Raw genomic sequence first — 24546 nt, forward strand, 5'->3', positions numbered from 1 at the left:
CCCGCCTGTCAAGGCCGGTTGCCGGACGCGGACTTGCCAAACAGGGCCGGATGTGGTTTCACCCCCTGGCCCGCTTCCGTGCGGGCCCCTTTATCATGCGCGCGCTCAGAAAGGTCTTTTTTGCGACCCGTCGGGGGTCTTTGCCGGTCGAAGTCTGGCTCGTGGCCCTGTTTACCCTGATCGGGGCCTGGATCCGCCTGGAAGGACTCGGCCAGCCCGGCCTGTGGTGGGACGAAGTCATCTCCCTGGACAAGGCCCTGCTTCCCCTGCGCGAGCTCTGGCCCACCCTGGCCGCCTGGGGAACCGGCGACGCGGGCATCGAGCTCTTCCCCCCCCTGTATCATTTCCTCCTGCACGGCGCGCTCGCCCTCTGTCGCTCGGACGCGGCCCTGCGCCTGGTGGGCGTGGCCTTCGGCGTGGCCTCCATTCCGGCAATGTTCGCGCTCGGACGCGAACTCTTCGGACGTCCCGCCGGGCTGATCGCCTCCTTTCTGCTGGCCACCTCCACCTACCACATCCACTACTCCCGCGAGGTCCGGCCCTACTCCCTGTTCATCCTGCTGAGCCTGGTCGCCCTCACCGCCCTGCACGCAGCCGTGGTCCGGGGCAAGGCCAGGGCCTGGCCGGTCTACGCCGCGTCCATGGCCGCCATGCTCTATACCTCCTACATGGCCTCCACGGCTTTGGCCGCCCACGGGCTGTTCACCCTGCTGGCCCTGGCGCCGGACATGCTTCGCCCCGGCCCCCAAAGACGGCGCGCCCTGGGCGTGCTGGTCCGGGCCTGCGCGGCCTGGCTGGCGGCTCTCGCCGTTTACCTGCCCTGGCTGCCCAACCAGCTCGTCACCCTCGAAGCCCTGCGCGACACCCCGCGCACCGCCCATTTGGCCTGGTCCTTTTTCGCCACTGCGGCCAACGAGTTCGCCGGATTCGCCTACACCGGCCCCCTGCCCGTGGGCGCGGCCTTCGCCCTGCTCTCCCTGGCCGGGGCCTGGGCCGCCTGGCAACGAAGGCTGGGCCGCCAACTCGCCCTGCTGGCCCTGTGGGCGCTCGTGCCCGTGGCCGCCATGATCGCGGCCAAGACCGGCATAGACGCCACCTCACGCTACATCATAAGCGCCTACCTGGCCGGAATCCTGCTCACCGCCCTGGCCCTGTGCGCCCTGGGCCAGCGTGTCCTGCGCCCCATCCCCCTGCCGGACTTCGCCCGCGAAGGCGCCGTCCTGACCCTGGCCCTCATGGCGGCCAGCCTATGCGCCTGGCCCAGTTTGGCCAGCCGGGAGGCCTACCTGCGCCGCGAACCCTCCCAATACAAGCTGGCCATGGCCTGGCTGGACCGCCACGCCGGCGAGGCCGACCGGCTGCTTTTTTCCTCGGGACGCGGGCTCAAGCTGTTGGCCCGCTGGTACCTGGACGACGCGTTTCACGACCTGTCATCCTATTCGCCCCGGGGCTACAAGCGGGCCTTCGCCCTGGTTCCCCAGGGACGGACCCGAGGGTTCGAAGGCCGTCCCCCCCTGTTCTCCACCCGCGAGGTCGACATTCACGCCCTGGGTCTGGCCTCGGCCGCGCCCGTGACCCTGGCCCCGGACCCGAACGGCCAGGCCGTCCACCGGATCGACCTCTCGGGCCCGGACTTCTACCGCGACTGCCTCAGGGCCGAAAACCTGACCCCGGACTTCGGCGGCAAAGCCCTGAGCCTTTTCGACGCCCGTCGGCCCGGCCAGGCCGAATTCGCCTTCGTGGCCCCCACGGGCATGACGCTCGACCAGGCGCGGATTCAGGCGACCTTTTCCGCGGTCTTCAAGGCCAACATCGCCTGCGACGCCACCGTGACCCTCTCCTACAGCCTGGACGGCGCGACCTTTCTCCCCCTGGCCACGGTGCGCGCTAGCGACTTCTTCGTCCAGGGCCGCCAGCCCTCCGGCCACCATGCCCTGACCCGCGCCTTCGACCTCCCCGCGCAACTGCGCGGCGCGCGCGAGCTGTACGTGCGAGTGGACTACGGCCCCGTGACCCGCTACGGCGCGGTGGAGCTTAGCGACCTACGCCTCGCCGCGCATCTGGAAGGAACGCCCCCCAGCCCGGAGCAACTGGCCGCCCGGATCATGGAGACCGTGGCGCGAAACAACGCCCTGGCGCCCTGGACGCCCGGCCTTGTGCTGGCCGGCAAGGGCCGACTTGTCGCCTTCGCCCACCCGGGCGCGCTCCCCCTGCCGAACGTGGGCTCTCCCCGCGACCTGGAGCGTTTTCTTCGCGCCCACCCCGGCTTGTCCCCGGTGCTCACCGTGCCCCTGGCAGACGGTCGCCCGGCCTACAGCCTCTTCGACCCCGGGCTGGACAGGCCCTTCGCGGACCTCAAGCCGTGCCCGTCCACAGCGGTGGCCCTGGACGACGACCTGGCCCGCCACATACGAGCGGCGCGCATTCAAGGCCTCTTGCGCCGACCGGCCTTTTCCCTGGACGGGGCGTCCGTGCGCCTTCCCGTGACCGCCGACCTGCCGGCCGAGCTGGATATCAACTTCGGTCAGCAGGCCAGACTCGTCCTGCTCCCCCTGTTCGACCTCTCGGGCGCGCGCCAGGTCCTGCCCCTGGGGCGAAACCTCAAACGCCCGGGCGACGAGGACTGCCTGACCTGCGCCGGCCCCGGGCCCTGCTCGCTCACCCTCACCGTGCGCTCGGACTGGCCCGTCACCGCGGTGCGCCTGGAATACTATCCCCGCGTGGTGGCCGACCTGGCCGGGAACAACCAGGTGTCGGCCCGCCTGAGCGCGGACGGCGGCCCCTTCCTCACCCTGGACCGCTACCGGCCCGCACCCACCGGCCGCTGGGAAGGGCTCAAGTCCCGCCGGGCGGCCGTGCGCACCCTGCCCCACCCGGCCCGCACCGTGGCCGTACGCTTCGACCTCTCCGGGCAGGACGCCCAACTCTGGAGCGCCCCCGACGCCCGCCTGCGCCTCGAACTCACCCTCGACGCCCAAAAAGCCGCCCCGCCGCACACCGACGAACCGCTCCCGCGCCTCAACGCCGACCACCCCCTGGCCGTGGAGCTGCTCGCCGACCCGATTCGTTTTCCCGACGCCCTGCTGCCAAAGCGGTAGAGAAGAGAAAGAATCGGGGGAGAAACCTTTTGTGAACAAAAGGTTTCTCCCCCGAACCCCCTCTTCCCAAAAACTTTACCGTGGGTTTGGACTGAAGCGCATTCTTGTCGCTGACGATGGTGCGTCAGCGGCTTCCCAAACAATGTACTTTGGATTTGGACTGAAGCGGTTGGACGAAATGGGAATGTAAGTAACGTGCAGATTCGAAGTGAAAGAAAAGAGCGGCGTTCTGGCTGATGTAAAAGTTTTTTTGCTCGCCTCTAGCAGCCTGTGGACAACGGACGTTCCCTGCTTAATGAAGCAACACGTTCTGGACGTTCATCCGGCCCCAACACTTCGCCCTGCTTCACACCCAGAATAAAAGTTTTTTGGGGAGGGAGGGGGCAGGGGGGAGGGAACCCCTTTTGTTCACAAAAGGGGTTCCCTCCCCCCGATCTTCATCTTCTCGTATCTTCCTTCCTACTCTTTATACGCGGCCCCCTGGGCGGCGGAGCTCACCTGCTTGGCGTAGCGGCGCAGCAGGCCCTTGGGCAGTTCTTTTTGCACGGGCTTGAAGGCGGCGCGGCGTTTGGCAAGTTCGGCTTCGTCGACGAGCAGGTCGAGTTTGCGTCCAGGGATATCGATGGCGACCTTGTCGCCGTTCTGGACAAGGCCTATGGGACCGCCTTCGGCGGCTTCCGGGGAAACGTGTCCGATGGCGGCTCCGCGCGTTCCGCCGGAGAAACGTCCGTCGGTGATAAGCGCCACGTCGGCGCCGAGTCCCATGCCCACGATGGCGGCGGTGGGGGAGAGCATTTCCCGCATGCCGGGTCCGCCCTGGGGTCCTTCGTAACGGATGACCACCACGTCCCCGGCCACGATCTGGTTGCCCAGGATGGCGGCGTAAGCGTCTTCCTCGGAGTCGTAGACCTTGGCGGTGCAGGTGCGCACCATCATTTCCGGGGCCACGGCGGACTGTTTGACCACCGCGCCGCCGGGGGCCAGCGAGCCGCGCAGCACGGCGATGCCGCCCTGGACCGCGTAGGGGGTGTCCACGCGGATGACGTCGGGGTCCTTGATCACGGGCTTGAGGGCCTTCAGGTTTTCGCCCACGGTTTGTCCGGTGACGGTCATGACCGAGGTGTCGATGAGGCCCTTCCCGGCCAGGGCGTTCATGACCGCCGGGATGCCTCCGGCGCGGTGCAGGTCCTGGATGTGGTGGTGTCCGGCCGGAGAGAGCTTGCACAGATTGGGCGTGACGCGAGACATTTCGTCGAAGACTTCCAAGGGCAGGTCGATGCCGGCCTCGGCGAAGATGGCGGGCAGGTGGAGCACGGTATTGGTGGAGCAGCCCAGGGCCATGTCCATGGCCACGGCGTTGCGCAGGGCTTTTTCGGTGAGGATGTCGCGGGGGCGGATGTTCTTTTGCAGAAGCTCCATGACTTTCATGCCGGCGGTCTTGGCCAGGCGCACGCGTTCGGCGGTGACGGCGGGCACGGTGCCGTTTCCGGGCAGGGCCAGGCCCACGGATTCGCTCAGGCAGTTCATGGAGTTGGCGGTGAACATGCCCGAACAGGAGCCGCAACCCGGACAGGCGCACTGTTCGAGTTCATCGAGCTCGGCCTCGCCGATTTCGCCGCGTTTGGCGCGTCCCACGGCCTCGAACACGGTGATGAGGTCCACGGGGTTGCCGGACTGGGCCCCGGCCATCATGGGGCCGCCCGAAATCAGGATGGACGGAATGTTCAGGCGCTGCATGGCCATGAGCATTCCGGGCACGGTCTTGTCGCAGTTGGGGATGAACACCAACGCGTCGAAGGGATGGGCCGTGCACATGATCTCGATGGAGTCGGCGATGATTTCGCGGCTGGGCAGGGAATACCGCATGCCCATGTGGTTCATGGCCAGGCCGTCGCAGACGCCGATGGTGGAGAATTCGAGGGGCGTGCCGCCGGCCATGCGTACCCCGGCCTTGGCGGCCTGGGCGAGGGTGTTCAGATGGATGTGGCCGGGAACGATCTCGTTGGCGGAGTTGACGATGCCCACCAGGGGACGTTCGATCTCGGCCTTGGTGAGGCCGAGGGCGTAAAGCAGGGAACGGTGGGGGGCTTTTTCCAGCCCGCTGGTCATGAGCTTGCTGCGCATGCTGACTCCTTCGAATGGGATATGGGGGGGGTGTTAGCGCCAAAGCCCGCGCTTGTCACGTCGTCCGGCCGGGCCGGTCGTCCCGGCCGGGTCCTCCTCTCGGCGTTTGCGGGAGAGCGGCCGGGCCGTCCGCCGACTCGACGTCCAACTTGACCGCGGGTCGCCCCGGCTGTAGGCCCGAAGCGTGAGCGAATACACCGGATCCTTCCAAAGCGGCTCTTCGGTGGGCGTGGTGGAGAAGCGCTTCTTCACCTTTGCCGAGGACGCCCCCTTTTCCCTGGAAAGCGGGGCCTCGCTTGGTCCCGTCACCCTGGCCTACGAAACCTACGGCCGTCTCTCCCCGTCCGGCGACAACGCGGTGCTGGTGTGCCACGCCCTGACCGGCGACTCCCACGCGGCCGGAATCTACGAAGGCCAGGAGGCCAAGACCGGCTGGTGGGAGGTCATGATCGGCCCGGGCAAGGGCATCGACACCGACAAATATTTCGTCATCTGCTCCAACGTGCTGGGCGGGTGCATGGGCTCCACAGGCCCCTCGTCGGTCAACCCGGAAACAGGGCGGCCCTACGGGCTCGATTTTCCCGTGCTGACCATCGCGGACATGGTGCGGGCCCAAAAGCGCCTGGTGGATCACCTGGGCGTCACACGGCTGCACGCGGTGATCGGCGGGTCCATGGGCGGCATGCAGGTGCTCGAATGGGCCGCGCGCTACCCGGAGCAGGTGGGCGCGGCCATCCCCCTGGCCACCGCCGCCCGCCACACCGCCTTACACATCGCCTTCAACGAAGTGGCGCGCCAGGCCATCGTGAGCGACCCGGACTGGAACGGCGGGGACTACTACGGCCGCAACCTGCCCGCGCACGGGCTGGCCGTGGCCCGCATGATCGGCCACATCACCTACCTCTCGGACGAGGCCATGCGCCACAAGTTCGGACGCGGCCTCCAGGACCGGGCGGACTTTTCCTTCAGCTTCGAGCCCGACTTCCAGGTGGAATCCTACCTGCACTACCAGGCCCGCAAGTTCGTCGAGCGCTTCGACGCCAATTCCTTTCTCTACATCACCCGCGCGGCAGACTACTTCGACCTGGGCCAGACGCACGGGGGCGGCTCGCTCACCCAGGCTTTGTCCCGAGCCAAGTCGCGCTTTCTGGCCGTGTCCTTCACCTCGGACTGGCTCTATCCCACGTACCAGACCCGCGAATTCGTTCAGGCCCTCAAGCGCAACGGCCAGGACGTGAGCTTCTGCGAAATCGACGCCCAGTGGGGGCACGACGCCTTTCTGCTCGACAACCCCCGCCTGGCCGCCCTCATCGCCGGACACCTGGGCGGCGGCCAGCCCCGACCCGGAGCCTGAACCATGCGTTTCGACCTCACGCTGATCGCCTCCTGGATCACGCCGGGCTCGCGCATCCTGGACCTGGGGTGCGGACGGGGCGAGCTCCTGGAAATCCTGCGCTCCATGAAAAACGTCCTCGGCTACGGCGTCGAACGCGACGAAGCCAAGGCCGCCGACGGCATCAGCCGGGGCCTTTCCATCCTGCAAGGCGACATCAACGACGAAATTCGCGACTACCCGGACCGGTTCTTCGACTTTGTGGTCCTGAGCCAGACCCTGCAACAGGTCGAACACCCCCTGGAACTCATCCGCCAAATGCTTCGCGTGGGGCGGCGCGGCATCGTCAGCTTTCCCAACTTCGCCCACTGGCGCAACCGGATGCAGCTGTTTTTCCACGGCCAGGCCCCGGTCACCCGGGAGCTGCCCTACCAGTGGTACGACACCCCCAACATCCGGGTCATCACCATCAAGGACTTCAGCCGGTTCTGCTCCCGCCACGGCTTCACCATCCACGACACCATGGCCGTCAAGACCTACTACAAGGAACACCACGGAACCGTGCTGCGCCGCCTGCCCAACCTGCGGGCCACCTACGGCATCTTTCTCCTGGGACAGGGCTAGCAGCCTGTTAAAAAATTCTTGCTGGCTGCGTTGCTGCGAAACACGCAAACCCTCAACGGATGACAACTACCCTTCGGACTTGACTTTTTTGTGTGCCTTGCCCGCACGTTTTTTGAACAGGCTACACGAATCGACTTTTTGGGCGGGCTGCTAGCCCCGCGCGCCCGGCCTACTCGTCGCGCTCCTCCATGGTCCGGCCCCGCCGCACGGCCCCCCGGCCGTGCTTTCCCCGTATGGCGTCCAGGGCCTTGTCGATGCGGCGCATCTTCTCCACCCGCTCGTCGGGAAACAGGCTCAGTTGTTCCGGGGACTTGGCGAAATTCGACACCCCCACCCCGATGAGCCGCACCCTGGGGGCCAGGCTCACCTGGTCGAGCAGTCCGGCCGCCGTGGCGTAGATCACCTCGTCCGAATCGGTGGGTGCGATGGTCTTGGACCGGGTGATCTGGCGAAAGTCCGCGAACTTCACCTTGAGGGTCACGGTGCGGCCTTTCCAGCCGTGGGCGCGCAGGTCCGCGCCCACCCGTTCGGACTGGCGGGTGAGCCAGCGTTTGAGAAAGCGCGGGTCGGCGGTGTCGGCGTCGAAGGTGTTTTCAGCGCTGGACGACTTGGTTTCGTGCTCGGTGACCACCCGGTTCGATCCGCGCCCCCAGGCCCGGTCGAAGAGCGCCCGGCCCCATTCGCCCAGCCGGTCCTCCCAAAAGGTCAGCGAGTAGCGCCGCACGTCGGCGCAGGTGACCACGCCCAGGTCGGCAAGCCGGGCCAGCATTCTGGCTCCCACTCCGGGAATGCGGCCCACGGGCAGGGTTTCCAGAAACGCGAGCACCGCTTCGGGCTCCACCACGGTAATGCCGCCGGGCTTGCGAAAGTCCGAAGCGATCTTGGCCACGAACTTCACCGGCGCCACCCCGATGGAGCAGGACAACCCCGTGACCGCGCGCACCCTGTCCTGAAGCAGGCGGGCCACGGCCTCGGGCGGGCCGAAGAGCTTCTCGACCCCCGTGACGTCCACGTAGGCCTCGTCCACCGAGGCCTGCTCCACCAGGGGCGACACCTCGCCAAGCACCGCCATCACCTGGCGGGAGACCTCCGCGTAGCGGCTCATGCGCCCGGGCAGGTACTCCCCGTGGGGGCAAAGCCGCTTGGCCTGGGCCACGGGCATGGCCGAGCGCACCCCGAAAACCCTGGCCTCGTACGAGGCGGCCGAGACCACCCCGCGCATGTTTCGGCCGATAATCACGGGCTTTCCGCGAAGTTCGGGGTTGTCTTGCTGCTCCACAGAGGCGTAAAAGGCGTCCATGTCCAGGTGCAAAACGCGCTTGGTATGTTCCATGGCCGAAGGATCCTCGTGGTGTGGCGCGTGCGTTTTTCGCCCGCGCGTCGCTTGCCGGCGCGGACTCGCCCAAAGACGGTCCCGGCCTCAAGCCTTGCGAGCGAAAATCGCGAAAAGGTGGTCCCGGCGATGAAAAGCAAACTCGGCAAGACAAACGCCCTGTATCCCTCGCTCACGGTGTTGGCCGGAGCGCTGGTGGGGGGCAAGCCCAACTTCAACTGCATCGCCCATGTGGGCATCATGAACTACGGGGAGGAGAATTACCTCTCCCTTTCCATGTCCAAAACGCACTACACCAACCAGGGCATTATTCAACTCCAGACCTTCAGCGTCAACGTTCCCGGCCAGACCCTGGTGGCCCAAGCCGACTACGTAGGCCTGGTGAGCGGCGAAAAAATGGACAAGTCCGCCCTGTTCGAGGTCTTTTACGGCGAACTGGAGACCGCGCCCATGATCGCGGCCTGCCCGGTGTGCATGGAATGCAAGCTCGATCGGATCGTGGACTTCGACACCCACGACGTGTTCATCGGCAGGGTCGTGCAAACCTACGCCGACCCCGACGTGCTCACAGCCGGACAGATCGATCCCCTGAAGGTCGATCCCCTGCTCTTCGACATGGGAACGCTCAGCTATTACGCCCTGGGCCAACCCATCGCCAAGTGCTGGAACATCGGCAGAACCCTTTGCCACAAGGAAAAAACATGAAAATCTCCCTGGGAGCGATCCAGGCGGCCACCCCCACGCCCGTGTGGGTGGTGTGCGCCTACGACCCCCAAGGCCAGGCCTGCGGCGCCACCGTGGCCTGGGCCGGACCGTGTTCGTCCAAACCCGTGTGCCTGGCCGTGTCCCTGCGTCCCGAGCGCCACACTTTCGAGGCCATCCTGCACTCCAAGGCCTTCACGGTGAACGTGCCCTTCCAGACCCAGGTGGTCGAGGCCGACTATTTCGGCATGGTCACGGGCAAAAACACCGACAAGTTCGCAGGCGCGGGCCTCACCGCGGTGAAAAGCGACCTGGTGAACGCCCCCTACATCGCCGAATTCGCCGTGGCCGTGGAATGCAAGCTCTTCGCCACCCACGACCTGGGCGCGCACATGCAACTGGTGGGCGAAATCGTGGACGTGAAGGCCGACAAGTCCGTTCTGGACCCGGACGGCAAGATCGACCCCGCCAAAACCGGCGCCATCGTCTACAGCCCCAACCGACAGGAGTACTTCGGCCTGGGGTCAAGCCTGGGCAAGGCTTTCGGACCGGGAAAAACCCTGATTCGCTGACCGGACCGTTCCAGCTCGCGGCTGCTGGACGCGCGTCGGCGGGCGAGGGGCCGCAACGTCATCCCTCCGGTCCTCCGGCGGGGGCGTCCTTGTACGCTTCCCCCCCGCTTTCATCCTTGCCCCCGGTCCTGCGCCTGCGGGCGAACTCCTCGCGCAACACGAGCAACACCCGGTCGTAACCGCCCGGCCCGTGCGGAATCGTACAGGAGGTGCAGTCCTTGACCCCGCCCTTGACCTGGCCGTCGCCGCCGCACTCCTCCAGAAAATAGAGGGGACAGAAGCAGAACAGGCAGTTGAACGTCTCCTCGGACACGCCGGAGTGACAGGGAAAGTACTTGCAGGCCCGGTTCCGGAAAAAACGGTGGGAGGCTTCCATGTCCGGGGCGTAGCGCGTTTTCCGCCCCAAGGAAACCCCGCCCTCTGGCACATGCCTTGCTATGCTTGCTCCAAACCCCTTTCACGAGGTAACGGCGTCATGGCATTGACTCCCCTTGCGCAAGCGCAATCCCTGGCCGCCAGGCCCGAACTGGAACGTCTTGGCCCATCCAAGTTGGCCCAGGACCCCGGTTCCTTCAAGACCATGCTGACCAGTCAGTTGGGCGTGAGCAACCAGGTGTTCGGCTCCAAGCCGCCCTCGCTGGTCAGCCCCCTGGCCAACCTTCCGGGGTTGCTCACCCGCCAGGAGGGCGGCAAAGGCTTGTACACGCCTTCGAACGCCAGCCAAAATCAGAGCCAGTCGGCCTCGGGCAAGAGCGGCCCGGTGGTAAGGGGACGCGTCATCGCCTTGGCGCACGACGCGCAGGCCTTGTCCCAATCAGGAGCCCAGGCCGCAGCGCGAGGCGATACCGTCCAGGCCCAATCGGACACCGCCCAACAAACCCGCACCCGGCCGCACCATGTGCGCGGGCAGGTGATCCAGGCCGCCACCAAGGTCGACCCGGAAAAGGACGACCTGGGCCATCTGCCCGGACCGGGCAGCAAGGGCGCCCTGCCCCAGTGCTTCACCAAGGAGGAGGAAGACCTGCTCTTCGCCGCGGCGTCCGCGGAGTCGCGGTTCCTGGCCGCCAAGCGCCGCAGCTCCCACAAGGGCAAGTCCTCGTCCGCGGCATCCGGCGGCACCCCGCGCGACGGCACCGGCGCCCTGTGCGCGGCCTACGAATCCGGCGGGTCCATCTCGGCCATCGGCTACGACGGCCGGGGGGGCACCTCCTACGGGCTGTACCAGATCGCCTCCGGCGTGGGCACCATGAACAAGTTCCTGCAATACCTGGACGACAAGGCCCCGGAGCTGGCCACGCGCCTGGAAAACGCCGGCCCGGCCAACTCCGGCGGACGCCACGGCGGGATGGCCCAGGAGTGGAAGCGCATTTCCGCCGAACAGCCCCAGCGCTTCGAGGCCCTGCAACACGATTTCATCCGGCAGACCCACTACATCCCGGCGCTTCGCTCCATCACGCTCTCCACCGGGACCGACGTCTCCACCCGGTCCCAGGCGGTGCGGGAGGTCCTCTGGAGCACCGCCGTGCAGCACGGCCCCAACGGCGCGTCCGACATCTTCGAACAGGCCCTGGACAAGCTCGAAGCCACGGACAAGACCGCCAACGACAAGGATCTCATCGAGGAGGTCTACGCCATCCGACTGGCCCAGTTCTCTTCGCGTTCGCGACGCACCCGCAGCGCCGTCTCGTCGCGCCTGGCCGATGAAAAGCAGTCCGCCCTGGCCATGCTGGACGCCAAGGGCCTGAGCTAGTCACCCCCTTGACGACAACCCGGAACCGCGACGAGCAAACGCCCCGCGCCGTGCAAGACGCGCCCCTCACCCCCGACGGCTGAGCATCCGGGCGATGGCCGGTCCGGCCAGCACCACGCTCACCAGACGCAGGGTCTGCAGGGCCAGCACAAAGGGCACGTCGGCTCCCGAGCCCACGGCGATGACCGCCACGGAGTCCAGCCCTCCGGGGCTGGTGGCCAGGTAGGCCGTCAGGGCGTCGATGCGCAGGAAAGCGGTGAGCATCCAGGCCGAAAGTCCGCACAGGCCCATGAGCAAGCCCGTGGAGAGCACGAGTTTGGGAATGGCCCGCAGCACGTGGCGCACCACGCCCGGCGTGAAGCGCAAGCCGATGAACCAGCCCAGCACGGCGTAGGCCGCGCCCAAGAGCCAGGGCGGCAAGGTGATGGCCACCATGCCCAGGGAGTTGAGCGTCGCCCCGCCCAGCATGGGCACGAGCATGGCCCCGGCCGGAATCCCGAACCGACGGCCGAGGAAAGCCCCGATCCCGGCCACGGCCAGGGTTTCCACAAACGGCGCGACAGGAGCCTCGAACCAGCCGGACAGCGTGGCGGGGGTCTGGGCCGGAAGCGCCGTGGCCCCTTCCCCGAGTAGCAACCGAGACACGGCCGAAGCCGTGAGCACCACCACAAGCACCCGCAGATACTGCATGAAGGCCACCAGGCGCACGTCCGCGCCGTACTCCTCGGCCATGGCGATCATGGCGGCGGCCCCGCCCGGCGACGATCCCCAGGCGGCGGTGTTCCCCGGCAGCACGCGCAGACGCATGAGCGTCCAGCCCACGAAACCGCCCGAGGCGATGGTGGTGGCGATGACCAACACCATGACGGCCCAGTCATGCACGAAGGAAAGCACGATGGACGCGGTGACGGCCCTGGCCACCAGACAGCCGATCACGGCCTGGGCCGCGGCGAATCCCCAAGAGGGAATGCGCACCGTGGCCCCGCGCAGCCCGAAGGCCAGGCCGGCCAACATGGGGCCCAGCAGCAAGGCGGCCGGGAATCCGGCCCGGTCCAGCAGCCAGGAAAGCGGCGCGGACACGGCCAGGAGGCCGGCCCACTGTCCGAGTCGATTCATGCGGGGAGCGCCCGCGCGGTAACGAGAGAAACCACGGTCATGATCTCGTGCGCCAGGCGGGGAAACCGACGTCGCTCCCCCAGAAACGGCTTCCCCGGCGACAGGCGCCGCACGGGCGTCCGGTCCGGGGGACGCGAGCCTCGGGAGAGCCGGCCCATCCCCGCCTCGGCGCGGTTGCGTTCAAAAACGGCGCATGCCTTCCGGGCGGATGCCCGTCCTGCCGCCCAAGGCCGCGTCGAGTTGGGCCAGGCCGCGCTCCTTGTCCTGGGGCAGGCGCAGGCGCAACGGCACGTAGTTCGAGGCGTGGTTGGCCAGGAACATACCCCGCTTCATCTCCGTGTGTTCGAGCAGCACGCGCAGTTCGCGCACCATTTGCAGGCCGTCCGGCAACACCATCTCGCCGGAGCGGATGCGGTCCCACACCTTGGTGCCCGGGGCGGGCATGAGGCACAGCGCCGCGGCGTAGTCCGGGGCCATGGTGGTGAAGGCCTCGCCCGTGAGGCGGGCGTGACGCTCCCAGTTGTCCATGCCGGCCAGCCCGACGATGGCGGTGACCGAAAGCTTGATGCCGGCCTCCTTGACCTTTTGCGCTCCTTCCAGAATCCGCGCCAGGTCTCCCTCCTTGTTGACCCGCTTGAGCACCTCGTCGTCGCCCGACTCCAGGCCCATGTAGACGATGCCCAGGCCCAGGGAACGCAGAACCTTCAGGTCCTCCACGCTCTTGGTCTTCATGCTCTTGACGTTGGCGTAGGTGCCCACCCGGGTCACCTGGGGCAGGCGTTCGCGAATGCGCTCCAGGTATTTCACCAGGGTGGCCTGGCGGATGATGAGCGCGTCGCCGTCACACAAAAACACGCGGCGCAAAAAGGGCATGTGGGCGGCGGCGAATTCGATGTCTTCGAAGATGACCTCTTCTTTCTTGATGCGAAAGTGTTCCCCGGCGTACGCGCCGCAAAACGCGCACTTGTTGTGGGAACAGGCCACCGTGGCCTGGAGGAGGATGCTGTCCGCCTCGCTGGGCGGACGGATGATGGTTCCTTCGTAGTGCAGGGGATGGTCCCTCCTTTCGGGAAAGATGCGGCGCAGGGCCGAAGGAAGCATACCGCCGGGGCTTTCGCCTGGCAACAGGAGGCGGAGCCCCCGGACGGGGCGCTTCTGCGTTTCGGGTGGGGAAAGGCAAACATCTTGAGTCGAGAATTCGTCCGTCCCGGCGCTAGGCCGCCACGACGCGCACGACCTGCAAAAGCAGCGACACCCCGATGACGGCCAAAAAGCCCTGGACGGCCAGCCGATAGAGACGCGCGTCCATGCGCCGGCAAGCGCTCATGCCGAGCCACAATCCCAGAAACAGGGCGGGCAGGCCCGAAGCGAAAGCCCAGACCACGCGCGCGCTCACCAATCCCTGCCAGGCCTGCACGCCCACGATGCCCACGCCGGCCAGCAGGAAATACGCGCCCAGGGTGGCCCGCATGGCTTCGCGGCTCCAATCCTGCCGATGAACCCAGGCCGCGATGGGCGGGCCGTTGATGCCCAGGCACACCCCCATGGCCCCGGCCAGCAGGCCCGCTCCCAGGCCCCAGGCCAGGCCCACCGCGCGCCGCGCGGCCCGGGGACGCATGCCGCGCCAGACCGAGACGAGAATCACCACGGCCAGAAGCAGGCGCAGGGCGTTTTCCGGGGCCTCGGTCAGCACCCGGGCGCCCAGGACCATGCCCGGCAGGGAGATTCCCAGCAGAAACAGCAGGGCTCGCACGCGCAAATGGCGCATCAGCCGCCAGGTGAGCAGGGCGTTGATCGCCAAAGCCAGCAGACAGCACACGGGCACGGCCTGTCGCAGGGGCAGCGCCAGGCTGATGATCGGCAGGGCCACCAGAGTGGTGCCGAATCCCAGCATGCCCTGAACGCACGCGGCAAACATCGCCCCCAGCGAGACGGCGACCAAAAAAGTCGGTTCCATAGGCGCTCCGATCTGACCCGGCCGGGCCGGGCGGTTTGGAAAAAGGCCGCGGAGCCGGGAGCTCCGCATGGCGGTGAGCGAACTTCTCCCGGCGGAAACCCCGCGTGGCGCGCAGGGACAAACCCCGTCGGTCTGAAAGGCGCGTTCCAAATCGAGGAAGATCGCATCGCTCCCGCCTTTCAGTCGGGGGAAGACGTTCTGCTCAGCCCGGCGCTGGCGGCACACCATTCGAAATTTTCGTTCCTTGCCCCCATTTCAGGCCGCACGTCTTTGGTCTTGGCCATCACCAACGGGCTCTTGCCAGGCAACCTAGCGCCTGGCATGGTTTCCGACAAACGCTTTCCTTCGCATCCATCGTTCGAGGAATCCGAACAATGCTCGATCCCCACCGGCTCAAGACGTTTTTGGCCGTGGCCGCAGGCCTGTCCTTCCGGGAGGCCGCCCAGACGCTCAACCTCTCCCCTTCCACCGTGAGCGGCCATATTCGCGAGTTGGAAGAGGAACTGGGTGTCGCGCTCTTCGACCGCACCTCGCGCCGGGTGCTCCTCACCGAGGAGGGCCTGGGCCTGGCCCCCCGCGCCAGACGCCTGCTCGACCTGGAAGCCGACACCCGCCGCCTCTTCGCCGGGCACGACGCCCCCCCTCTGGAGTTGGCCGTGCGCCTTTCGGAAAGCCTGGGCATCTACCGACTGCAAGGCCTGTTGCGCGCCTTTCGGGCCGAACATCCCCGCGTGCGGCTGGTGCTGGCCGTGCGGTCGCGCCACGGCCTGGCCCGGGACCTGCGCCACGGCGTGACCGACCTGGCCCTGATCCTCGGCCACCCCCTGGCCAGCGGCGGGCTCGAACAGGAGGTGCTCGGCCACGAGCCCCTGGCGGTCATCGCCGCGCCGGACTCCCCCCTGGCCGGGCTCGACTCGGCCGGAGCCAACGACCTGGCCGGGCACCCCCTGGTGGTCACCCGCCACCTGTGGAGCGCCCGCCCCCTGCTCGAACGCGCCCTGGCCCGGGACGGCGTCTATCCCGGCCCGGTGGTGCAGTGCGACAGCGTGGAAATCGTCAAGCGATGCGTCATGGCCGGCATGGGCGTAAGCCTGGCCCCGGTCTGCACGGTGGAGCGCGAAGCGGAACAGGGCCTTCTCGCGGCCCCGGCCTGGCGGGACGAGCCCCTGTCCGCGCCCGTGCTCCTGGTCCGCGATCCGGGACGCAGACCATCGCCTTCGGCCCGGGACTTCGCTCGCTTGGCCCGGCAAGCCTTCGCCGGACGAAGCGAAAAGGCACGGCCCGGAAACGGTCCGCCGGACCTCGGTTGAAAGACCGGACATTTCCGGGTACTGCCGGCGAAAATTTCCCTTTCCCCGGTGCAACACCTTCAACCAGGCGGTTTTTCCCCGTGCAGGCCTCGATATCGCTTTCCCCGCCCGGTCGGCCCTATCCGATTCTGGCCCTGGCCGGTCTTGTCTTCGCCCTGTGGTGCGCGCACGTGTTTTTTCTCGGCCCCCTGACCATGACCGGCGACGAAGTGCGCTACGTGGCCTACGGCCTGGGCGTGGCCAAGGGCGAAGGCTTCCATGCCACGGACGAAACCTGGCAAGCCATGCTCGAAGAAGGCCATATCCACGGGATTTCCCCGTCGAGCCCGGCGCACAAGGGGATCAAGATCATCCATTCGGTGGTCTATCCGTTGTTGGGGGCCTATTTCATCGACAAATGGCAACTGGAAGGCGCACGCTGGCTCTCCTTCGCGGTGGGCGCGGCGGGCCTGGCCGCGCTGCTGGCCGCGCTCCGCAGGCGCTTTCCCGATCCGACCTGCCTGTGGACCCTGGCGGCCATCGCCTTCGCCTGCCCCTTTCTTTTCTACCTGCGACTCTTTTTTTCCGAGATCCTGCTCTTTTCCGTGAACGCCTGCCTGGTCTGGTTTCTGGCCTCGGGACGCCACAAGGACCAAAAAACCGCCCACCTGGCCGTGTTTCTGGCCTGCCTGTTGCCCTTTTTCCACCTCAAGCTCTCGCTGGTCAGCGTGGTCGTGTGCGGGTTGATCGCCTTCCACTTCCACCGTCACCGGCCGGGAGCGGCCGGGCTCGTCGGACTCGCGGCCATTGCCGCCGCCATGGCCGGGCTCTTTCTCGCGTACAACTTCTGGCTGTTCGGCGCCCCCGTGGGCGGCGCCAACCCGGCCTTCAAGACCTCGCTTTCGGCTATTCCCGACCGGGTTCTGGTCAACCTGTTCGACTCCCGCCACGGGCTGATCTCCAACGCCCCGCACCTGCTTCTGGCCCTGGCCGGCTTCGCCCTGGCCGTCCGCGGCCGGGACGCCACCCTGGCTCCCATGGGCCTGGTCCTGGGCGCGTACTTCTTCACCATGCTCTGGGCCAACGGCAGCGAAGCCTACGCCTCGCGCAACTGGACAGCCGCCCTGCCCTTTCTCGCCTTCGGCTTCGCCCGCTGGGCGGAAGGTTCGAGCCGCGCCGCCCACGCCCTGGCCGCGCCGCTGCTGGCGCTTTCCGGGTGCCTGCTCTGCCTGGCCCTGAAAGATCCCGGCCTGTTTCTGGACAACCGCTCCTGGTCCCTGGCCTACGACGCCCTGTACGAGCTGGCGCCGGTGTTTCACTTCGGCTACCTGCTTCCCTACGATTTTCTCGACCACCAGGGCGCGCAGGTGGGCGCGGCCCTGCCCCTGGGCACACCTCTCTTCGCCCTGGCCGCGCTCTACGTGCTGGGGCAAGCGCTGACCGGACGGGGACGCGCCGGCGCCGGCCCGCGTCTGGGGATCGGACTCCAGGCCGCGGTCCTGGCCGTGATCGTGTTTTTTTCCTGCGTGGAGGAATGCCCGGACGTGGCCAAGGCCTTCACGGCCACGGACGACATGCGCGCCATCAACGTCAAGCTGCCCGAGCCCGAACGCATCGCCTTCATCAAGATCGTCAACCCCGACGCCGTGATGAAGCAGTACGGTTACCTGCCCATGCTCATCGGCCAGGCGACGCGCTGGGAGCGCGTGGTGAACAGGGCCTCGTCCATCATCCCGGTCAACGCCTTTTTCTGCGCCGACACCATAAGCATCGCCGAACCGCGCCCCGCCCGCCCGGACCGGGTGTGGATGGACACCGCCACGGACGTCAAGGTCTACAGGCGCACCCTGGACCCGTGGAGCTGCCCGGGCGCAAGTTGACGCGGCCGACGGCGCGACAACAAAAAAACCAGGCCCGCTTTCGACTTTGCCGAAAACAGGCCTGGGAAACTCGCAAGCGACGTCTTTGCGTCGGCGCGGGCGTCAACCGTACGCCCACACGCGGGGGTTCGGGGGGAATCATTCCCTGCCGGGCGCCGGAGGCCTTTTCTCCCTCCTCCGCCGACCCTTCATCAACAGCCCGTTGAAACAGTCGATTCTTGCAGCCTGTTCATAAAACGTGCTGGCAAGGCGCACAAAAAAGTCAAGCCCGTAGCGGAGTTGGCACCCGTTGAGGGGTTGAGTTTTTCGCAGCAACGCCGCCAGCAAGGATTTTTCAACAGCCTGTCAACCCGCGCGGCTACTGCAACGTACCGCAGCCGGTAAACGTATCGTAGCAACTGGAGATGCAGGCGTCCACGTTGTACTTGGACTTGTTGAGCGGGTTGGAGCGGCACTTGGCCATGCAGCGCTCGTACTGGGCGCGGCAGGATTCCGGCGTTTCCTTGCCGTTCTGGGCCGGAGCGCGCTTGCGTCCGTGGACCTTGGGCATCGGAGGCTCCACGACGCGGCCGTCCTCCCGGATGGTGACGGAGCGGGCCACACAGACCATATTGCAGTCGGGGCATTCGAAATTGCAGGTGACGCTCGGATCGCCCGAGGTGTCGGTGGTGGTGCACACGACCGTGCCGTCCGGGCGAACACACTGATATACCTTGGCTTCCGCACGCGCCTCACCCCATGAGAGGCAGGAAACAATCACCAGGGTCACAAGGATGCTTTTCATGATGCGTCTCCGTTTCTTGATGTGCTTTTCTTCTTGTACCATTGACCAAGAGCTTGAACAAGCACGCTCTCGCTCCTGTATCGCCCAATGCATTGACACCGTTCAGGCTGCGGTTATATTCCGTCGGCAATGCGTTCGCAAGACCAACCAGGCGCCCACACCCTGTCGCATACCCTGGCCCTGGCGCTGGGAGCTCTCGGCGTCGTGTACGGCGACATCGGCACCTCCCCCCTCTACGCCGTGAAGGAATGCTTCCACGGCATGCACGCCATAGCCCTCACCCGGGGAAACATTCTCGGGGTCATGTCCCTCATTTTCTGGTCGTTGGTCGTGGTGGTGACCTTCAAGTACGTGGTCTTCATCCTCAAGGCCGACAACAAGGGCGAGGGGGGCATCTTCGCCCTGTACGAGCTCCTGCCCACCCGCACCCTGGGCGCCAAGAACAAGGCGATCGCCCTGGCCCTGGCCCTGTGCGGGGCCGCGCTGCTCTACGGCGACGGGGTGATCACGCCGGCCATTTCCGTGCTGTCGGCCATCGAGGGGCTGGAAGTGGCCACCGTGGCCGCCAAGCCCCTGATCGTTCCCCTGACCGTGGGAGTGCTCCTGGCGCTTTTCATGATCCAACGCCACGGCACCGGCGGCATCGGCAGGATCTTCGGCGTGGTCATGATCGCCTGGTTCCTGGTCATAGGCCTGCTGGGGATTCATCAGGTGATCCTGCACCCGAGCGTGCTCACGGCCCTGGAACCCTGGCGCGCCGTGGACTTCTTCGCCCGCAACCACCTGCACGGCATGGTGGTTCTGGGCTCCGTGGTGCTGTGCCTGACCGGCGGCGAGGCCCTCTACGCAGACATGGGCCACTTCGGCAAACGGGCCATCCGGCTCTCCTGGCTGGGGTTCGCGTTTCCGGCCCTGGTATGCAACTACTTCGGCCAGGCGGCAGGCCTGCTCAACCAGCCCGGCATCGTGGCCAACCCCTTCTACGGCATCGTGCCGCCGGCCCTGCTCTACCCCATGGTGACGCTCTCCACCATGGCCACCATCATCGCCTCCCAGGCCATGATCTCCGGAGTGTTCTCGCTCACCCGCCAGGCGGTGCAACTGGGCTATTTTCCCCGTTTGCGCGTCATCCACACCTCCAGCGCCGTGGAAGGACAGATCTACATCCCCGAAATAAACACCCTGCTCGCCTGGGCCTGCGTCGGCCTGGTGCTGGCCTTTCAGGAATCGAGCCGACTGGCCGCGGCCTACGGCATCGCCGTCACCGCCACCATGGCCATCACCTCGGCCCTGTACTGCCTGCTGGCCTACACCAAGTGGCGCTGGCCGGCCTGGAAGGTGCTGCCGCTGCTGGTGCTCTTCATGGGATTCGACCTGGCCTATTTCGGGGCCAACCTGCTTAAGATCGAGGACGGCGGCTGGTTCACCCTGGCCATCGCCGCCGTGGTGATGACCTGCATGGTCACCTGGAAAGACGGCCGCGACGCCCTGGGCAAGGCTCTGCAAACCGGCGGCATGCCCCTGGAAATGTTTTTGGAGGACGTGCGCCGCAAAACCCCGTACCGGGCCAAGGGCACGGCGGCGTTTCTTTCCGTGTCGCCCACGGGCACGCCGGTGACGCTTCTGCACTTTTTCAAGCACGCCAAGATGCTTCACGAGACCGTGGTCATTCTTTCCTTTCTCTCGCAGGACGTGCCCTACGTGCCCAACGAGGAACGCCTGAGCGTGGAGCCCCTGGGCGAAAATTTCTTCCGGGTGCTGGCCCGCTACGGCTTCATGGAGACCCCCAACGTCCCGGAAGTGATGCGCCTGGCCAGGGAACAGGGCGTGGAAGCCGATCCGGGCGACACCACCTTCTTCCTGGGCCGGGAATCGCTCTTCACCACGGGTAAGGCCCCCATGCTCCCCTGGCGCAAGCGCCTCTTCGCGTTCATGAGCCGCAACTCCCGTCCGGCCACCACCTACTTCGGCCTGCCCAGCGACCGGGTGATGGAGCTCGGCGTGCAGGTGGCGCTCTGACCGGTCGACGCGGCCAACGCGCCTTCGGCGCGCCTTTTCTCCCCGCCCCCCGGTCCGGCCTTGCCTTCTTTGGGAAACCGGCTAGAACGCGGTCATGGTGACCATGATCAAACAAAAAATCGATGTCGACGAACCGGACAAAGTCGCGGTGCACTCCCCCGAGCGGGACTCCCAGGGCTTCGGCCCCCAGGAGGCCAACCTCTACTTCGTGGGCCTGCCCGGGAGCGGGCGCAAGACCTTGGCCGGACTGGCCGCCGAGCGGCTGGGTCGGCAACGGGCCGAGGCCGACTCGCCCCAGGCCCTGGCCGAGGTGGCGGGCAAGCGGGGGCTGTGCGTGGCCGTCACCGGGGTGGACCTGACCGACGCGGCCGTCAAAACCCTGCTGCGCGATACGGGCAAGGTCTTTTCCCTGTTGAGCGTGGCACCCATCCTGGCCAAGCGCCTGGGCGACCTTTCCCGCCTGGAGGAATTGCGGCAGGAGTGCGCCGCCATGGAGCCGCACCTTATGGAGGTGGCCCATTTCATCACCGCCATCGACGCCACCCTGGACGAAATGGTGGAGGACGTGGCCGAAAAAGCCCGACTGTGATCACCCGCCTGGGCGACATGATCGTGGACTTCGCCGGCAGGCCCGAGGCCGACCTGGGCTTTCGCCTGGCCCGGCTGTGGCCGCGCTGGCGCGAAGTGCTGGGGCAGGACCTGGCGCCCTGGGCCAGGCCGCTGGGGCACAAGGGGCAAACCCTGCTGTTGGGCGTGGAGGACGCCCTGGCCATGCAGGAAAGCCGCTACGACGCGCCCGAGGTTCTCGAACGCGTGAACGCCTTTCTGGGCCAGGTTTATTTTGACAAGGCTCATTTCGATCTGCTACAGGGCAAAACCCCCTTGGACGGGCCATTCGGCCAGGCGCCCACCTTTTGGCGCGCCCCGCTGGGCAAACCGGCCAACCTGGGCGGGCTCAATCTCGACCCGAACACCGCCGTGGGACGTTGCTATCTGGCCTACGTTCGCCAATTCGGTCCCGGGGCGTAAGCGTACCGCTACTATCTTTGGAGGCGCGACAATGGCCGAAGAACTTACCATCGAACTGAAAAAACCCCTCGACAAAATGACCGCCAAGGAGTTGCGCGATCTGGCCATGAACCAGATCAAGGGCTTCCAGGGCGCTTCCGGCATGGACAAGGACGAACTGCTCAAGGCCATCAAAGAGTTCCTGGGCATCAGCGAAGAGGAAGGGGCGGCTAACCCCTACAAGACGCAGATCCTGGCCATGAAGGCCCAAATGCGCGACCTGCGCACCAAAAAAGCGGCCGAGGGCGTTTCCAACAAGGAACGCGACATTCTGCGCCGCAAGATCAGCAAGCTGAAGAAGCGCACGCGCAACATGGTCTAGCCCCCGGGCTTGACCGCCGTTCCTCGCGGTGTTTCGCCCGGCCGGTGATCCGGCCGGGCTTTTCGTGTTCTTGCGCGCCAACGGTTCGGCGTCGGCCCTCACTCGCCCTTGTAGAACCGCAAGCGCAAGGCGTTGCTCACCACCGAGACCGAGCTGGCGGCCATGGCCGCCCCGGCGATCATGGGACTCAGGGCCGGCCCGCCGAACAGGGTAAGCACCCCCGCCGCCACCGGGATGCCCAACACGTTGTAGCAGAAGGCCCAGAACAGATTCTGCTTGATGTTTCGCACCGTGGCCCGGGAAAGCCCGAACGCCGTAAGCAGGCCACGCAACCCCTGGCCCATGAGCACCACGTCCCCGGTCTCCATGGCCACGTCGATGCCCGACCCCATGCACACTCCCACATCCGCCGCGGCCAGGGCCGGCGCGTCGTTCACACCGTCGCCCACCATGGCCACCACCCGGCCCTGAGCCTTGAGCTCGGCCACCTTGGCCGCCTTGCCCTCGGGAGGGACCTCGGCGAAGATCCGCTCCACCCCGGCCTGGGCGGCCACGGCCCGGGCCGGAGCCGGCTGATCGCCGGTGAGCATGCACACTTCCATTCCCAGCCGTCCCAGCGCCGCCACCACCTCGGCCGCTTCGGGACGCACCGCGTCGGCCACGCCAAGCACCCCGGCGCAGGCTTCGCCCACGGCCACGTAGAGCGGCGTCATGCCCTGCGCGGCCATTTCCTCTCCAGCGTCGCGCAAGGCCTCGGGAACGCCGACGCCGCTTTCGGCCAGGTACGCGGCCCGTCCCACCCGGACGGACACGCCTTCCACCTGGGCCTCCACGCCCTTGCCGGCCACGGCCAGGCCGTTTCGCGCCGCCAGCGCGGGCAGTTCCAGGCGCTTGGCCTCTTCCATGACCGCCACGCCCAGCGGATGCTCGGAAAGCGATTCCGCCGCCGCCGCCCGGGCGATCACGTCCCGAGTCGAAAACCCTTGCGCCGCCCGGGCCTGTTTGAGCGCCGGCCGGCCCTGGGTGAGGGTGCCGGTCTTGTCGAAGACCACAGCCGTGACGCGCGCGGCCGCCTCCAGGGCCTGACCGCTCTTGATGAGCACGCCCAGCCGGGCTCCCCGGCCCGCCCCCACCATGATGGACGTGGGCACGGCCAGCCCCATGGCGCAGGGGCAGGCGATAACCAGCACGGCCACGGCCGTTTGCAGACAAAATGCGGCCGGCCGGCCGGCAAGGGCCCAGGACGCCGCCGTCAACACGGAAATGCCCATGACCGTGGGCACGAAATACAGGCTCACGCGGTCGGCCAGGCTGGCCATGGGCGCTTTGGACCCCTGGGCGTCGCGCACAAGCTTGATGATGCGGGCCAACACCGTGCCCTCGCCCACCCGGGTGACGCGCAGAGTCAACGCGCCCAGGGCGTTGAGGGTCCCGGCGGCCAGGGGATCGCCCGGGCCCTTGTAGACCGGGGCGCTTTCGCCCGTGAGCATGGACTCGTCCACCTCGCCCTGGCCCTCCACCACTTCGCCGTCCACCGGAATCCGTTCCCCGGGACGCACCAAAACCAGCCAGCCGGGGCGCAGGTCCGCCACCGGGGCCGTGCGTTGCGCCCCGTTTTCCACCACCGTGGCCGTGTCCGGGGCCAGGGTGAGCAGAGCCTTCACCGCTTCGGTGGTGCGGGCCTTGGCCCTGGCCTCGAAATACTTGCCCAGGCTGACCAGGGCGATGATCACCACCGCGGACTCGTAGTACAATTCATGCACCGCGTGATGGGGGTCCATGCCGGCCAGAATCCTCACCGTGGGCCAAAGCGACGCGGCAAGCGCCGCGCCCGAACCCAGGGCGATGAGGCTGTCCATGTTGGGACCGCCACGCAGCAGGGCGGGTACGCCGTCCAAAAAAAATCGCCGCCCCAACCAGACCACCGGAGCGGCCAGCAAAAGCTGGATCAGGGCGTAGGTCGCCGGAGCGCGGTCCGGGCTTAGAAAGGCCGGCAGCGGCAGGCCGAGCATGGGTCCCATGGCCACGAGAAACACGATCCCGGCCAGAACGAGTTGGGGGGCCAGGGCCTTGCGCTGGGCTTCCAGACGCGAGGCCTGGTCGCGCTCCTGGGCCTCGTAGAGGGTGCGGTCGTCCCCGGCCAGGGGCGTGGCGGTGAAGCCCAGGTCCGCGATGCGGGCCGTGACCATGTCCAGCGAAGGCCCGCCCGGGGCCAGCTCCAGCTCGCCGGTTTCTGTGGCCAGATTGACCCGCATGGCCGCCACGCCGTCCATCTTGCCCACCACGGTCTCGATGCGCCGCGAGCACGAGGCGCAATGCATGCCGCCGATGGCCAGGCGCACGGTCTCGGGCCTGTCGGGCGCCTCCAGCGTGAATCCCAGGCCGGAAACGCGCTCGGCCACGGTTTTGAGGTCGGTCACGAGCGGATCGTAGGTCAAGGTCAGGGTTTCGGCGGCCAGGTTGACCGTGGCCCGGTCCACGCCGTCCATCTTGCCCACCACCCGCTCGATGCGCGCCTGGCAGGAAGCGCAGTGCATGCCGCGAACGGGCAGGGTCAGGGTCTGCAAGGCCATGG

The 24546-nt window shown here is 67.0% G+C and carries 20 protein-coding genes; 12 read left to right on the plus strand and 8 right to left on the minus strand.

What is annotated here, in order from left to right:
• The first annotated feature begins 161 nt into the window (after nt 1-161).
• On the plus strand, nt 162-3098 hold the full coding sequence (locus ACYQ01_RS09565) for a glycosyltransferase family 39 protein (RefSeq protein ID WP_459933612.1): 2937 nt from the start codon (nt 162-164) through the stop codon (nt 3096-3098).
• A gap of 459 nt (nt 3099-3557) precedes the next feature.
• Here ACYQ01_RS09565 and ilvD read toward each other — a convergent pair whose 3' ends face one another.
• Nucleotides 3558-5222: a dihydroxy-acid dehydratase gene (gene ilvD / locus ACYQ01_RS09570; RefSeq protein WP_459933613.1), complete on the minus strand. Its 1665-nt coding sequence runs from the start codon at nt 5220-5222 to the stop codon at nt 3558-3560.
• Nucleotides 5223-5406: 184 nt separating this feature from the next.
• Between ilvD and metX the strand changes: the two genes are divergently transcribed.
• Together metX and metW are read left to right on the plus strand one after the other, a co-directional pair.
• On the plus strand, nt 5407-6576 hold the full coding sequence (gene metX / locus ACYQ01_RS09575) for a homoserine O-acetyltransferase MetX (RefSeq protein WP_459933614.1): 1170 nt from the start codon (nt 5407-5409) through the stop codon (nt 6574-6576).
• A 3-nt stretch (nt 6577-6579) separates the two neighbouring features.
• Nucleotides 6580-7179, plus strand: a complete 600-nt coding sequence (gene metW, locus ACYQ01_RS09580) for a methionine biosynthesis protein MetW (protein WP_459933615.1) — start codon at nt 6580-6582, stop codon at nt 7177-7179.
• Nucleotides 7180-7348: 169 nt separating this feature from the next.
• Here the strand turns inward: metW and dinB are convergent, their stop codons facing one another.
• On the minus strand, nt 7349-8512 hold the full coding sequence (dinB, locus tag ACYQ01_RS09585; RefSeq protein WP_459933616.1) for a DNA polymerase IV: 1164 nt from the start codon (nt 8510-8512) through the stop codon (nt 7349-7351).
• Nucleotides 8513-8641: 129 nt separating this feature from the next.
• On the opposite strand from dinB, the gene ACYQ01_RS09590 reads away from it, so the two are divergent.
• Nucleotides 8642-9217 (plus strand): flavin reductase family protein, encoded by a 576-nt coding sequence (locus ACYQ01_RS09590; RefSeq protein WP_459933617.1) that lies wholly within the window; start codon nt 8642-8644, stop codon nt 9215-9217.
• The gene (locus ACYQ01_RS09595) at nt 9214-9786 is read left to right on the plus strand and encodes a flavin reductase family protein (protein ID WP_459933618.1); all 573 of its coding nucleotides are present in this window, start codon (nt 9214-9216) and stop codon (nt 9784-9786) included. The genes ACYQ01_RS09590 and ACYQ01_RS09595 overlap by 4 nt, the downstream gene beginning before the upstream one ends.
• A 58-nt stretch (nt 9787-9844) precedes the next feature.
• On the opposite strand, the gene ACYQ01_RS09600 is transcribed toward ACYQ01_RS09595, so the two are convergent.
• Nucleotides 9845-10192 carry a cysteine-rich small domain-containing protein gene (locus tag ACYQ01_RS09600; RefSeq protein ID WP_459933619.1) on the minus strand — a complete coding sequence of 116 codons (348 nt, stop codon included), beginning with the start codon at nt 10190-10192 and terminating at the stop codon, nt 9845-9847.
• 69 nt (nt 10193-10261) lie between these two features.
• Between ACYQ01_RS09600 and ACYQ01_RS09605 the strand changes: the two genes are divergently transcribed.
• The gene (locus ACYQ01_RS09605; RefSeq protein ID WP_459933620.1) at nt 10262-11536 is read left to right on the plus strand and encodes a VgrG-related protein; all 1275 of its coding nucleotides are present in this window, start codon (nt 10262-10264) and stop codon (nt 11534-11536) included.
• Between the two features lie 66 nt (nt 11537-11602).
• On the opposite strand, the gene ACYQ01_RS09610 is transcribed toward ACYQ01_RS09605, so the two are convergent.
• From ACYQ01_RS09610 to ACYQ01_RS09620, 3 genes are all read right to left on the minus strand, one after another.
• Nucleotides 11603-12652, minus strand: a complete 1050-nt coding sequence (locus tag ACYQ01_RS09610; RefSeq protein WP_459933621.1) for an AbrB family transcriptional regulator — start codon at nt 12650-12652, stop codon at nt 11603-11605.
• Between the two features lie 180 nt (nt 12653-12832).
• Entirely contained in the window at nt 12833-13753 is a 921-nt protein-coding gene (locus ACYQ01_RS09615; protein WP_459933622.1) for a radical SAM protein, read from the minus strand.
• Between the two features lie 112 nt (nt 13754-13865).
• Nucleotides 13866-14609 carry a sulfite exporter TauE/SafE family protein gene (locus tag ACYQ01_RS09620; RefSeq protein WP_459933623.1) on the minus strand — a complete coding sequence of 248 codons (744 nt, stop codon included), beginning with the start codon at nt 14607-14609 and terminating at the stop codon, nt 13866-13868.
• A gap of 374 nt (nt 14610-14983) precedes the next feature.
• Between ACYQ01_RS09620 and ACYQ01_RS09625 the strand changes: the two genes are divergently transcribed.
• Nucleotides 14984-15919 carry a LysR family transcriptional regulator gene (locus ACYQ01_RS09625; protein ID WP_459933624.1) on the plus strand — a complete coding sequence of 312 codons (936 nt, stop codon included), beginning with the start codon at nt 14984-14986 and terminating at the stop codon, nt 15917-15919.
• 80 nt (nt 15920-15999) lie between these two features.
• A complete protein-coding gene (locus ACYQ01_RS09630; RefSeq protein WP_459933625.1) occupies nt 16000-17778 on the plus strand; it encodes a hypothetical protein in 1779 nt (592 codons plus the stop codon).
• 358 nt (nt 17779-18136) lie between these two features.
• Here ACYQ01_RS09630 and ACYQ01_RS09635 read toward each other — a convergent pair whose 3' ends face one another.
• A complete protein-coding gene (locus ACYQ01_RS09635; protein WP_459933626.1) occupies nt 18137-18562 on the minus strand; it encodes a hypothetical protein in 426 nt (141 codons plus the stop codon).
• A gap of 129 nt (nt 18563-18691) precedes the next feature.
• On the opposite strand from ACYQ01_RS09635, the gene ACYQ01_RS09640 reads away from it, so the two are divergent.
• The 4 genes from ACYQ01_RS09640 to ACYQ01_RS09655 all read left to right on the plus strand — a co-directional run bounded on the left by ACYQ01_RS09640 (nt 18692) and on the right by ACYQ01_RS09655 (nt 21971).
• Nucleotides 18692-20581 carry a potassium transporter Kup gene (locus ACYQ01_RS09640; protein WP_459933627.1) on the plus strand — a complete coding sequence of 630 codons (1890 nt, stop codon included), beginning with the start codon at nt 18692-18694 and terminating at the stop codon, nt 20579-20581.
• A gap of 103 nt (nt 20582-20684) precedes the next feature.
• Nucleotides 20685-21170 carry a nucleoside/nucleotide kinase family protein gene (locus ACYQ01_RS09645; protein WP_459933628.1) on the plus strand — a complete coding sequence of 162 codons (486 nt, stop codon included), beginning with the start codon at nt 20685-20687 and terminating at the stop codon, nt 21168-21170.
• Nucleotides 21167-21610 carry a DciA family protein gene (locus ACYQ01_RS09650; RefSeq protein WP_459933629.1) on the plus strand — a complete coding sequence of 148 codons (444 nt, stop codon included), beginning with the start codon at nt 21167-21169 and terminating at the stop codon, nt 21608-21610. Before ACYQ01_RS09645 ends, ACYQ01_RS09650 begins: the two co-directional genes overlap by 4 nt.
• A gap of 31 nt (nt 21611-21641) precedes the next feature.
• Entirely contained in the window at nt 21642-21971 is a 330-nt protein-coding gene (locus tag ACYQ01_RS09655) for a hypothetical protein (RefSeq protein WP_459933630.1), read from the plus strand.
• Between the two features lie 98 nt (nt 21972-22069).
• On the opposite strand, the gene ACYQ01_RS09660 is transcribed toward ACYQ01_RS09655, so the two are convergent.
• Nucleotides 22070-24544, minus strand: coding sequence for a heavy metal translocating P-type ATPase (locus tag ACYQ01_RS09660; RefSeq protein ID WP_459933631.1), 2475 nt, complete (start codon nt 24542-24544; stop codon nt 22070-22072).
• Nucleotides 24545-24546 lie beyond the last annotated feature (2 nt).

This window comes from Fundidesulfovibrio butyratiphilus (assembly GCF_054657235.1).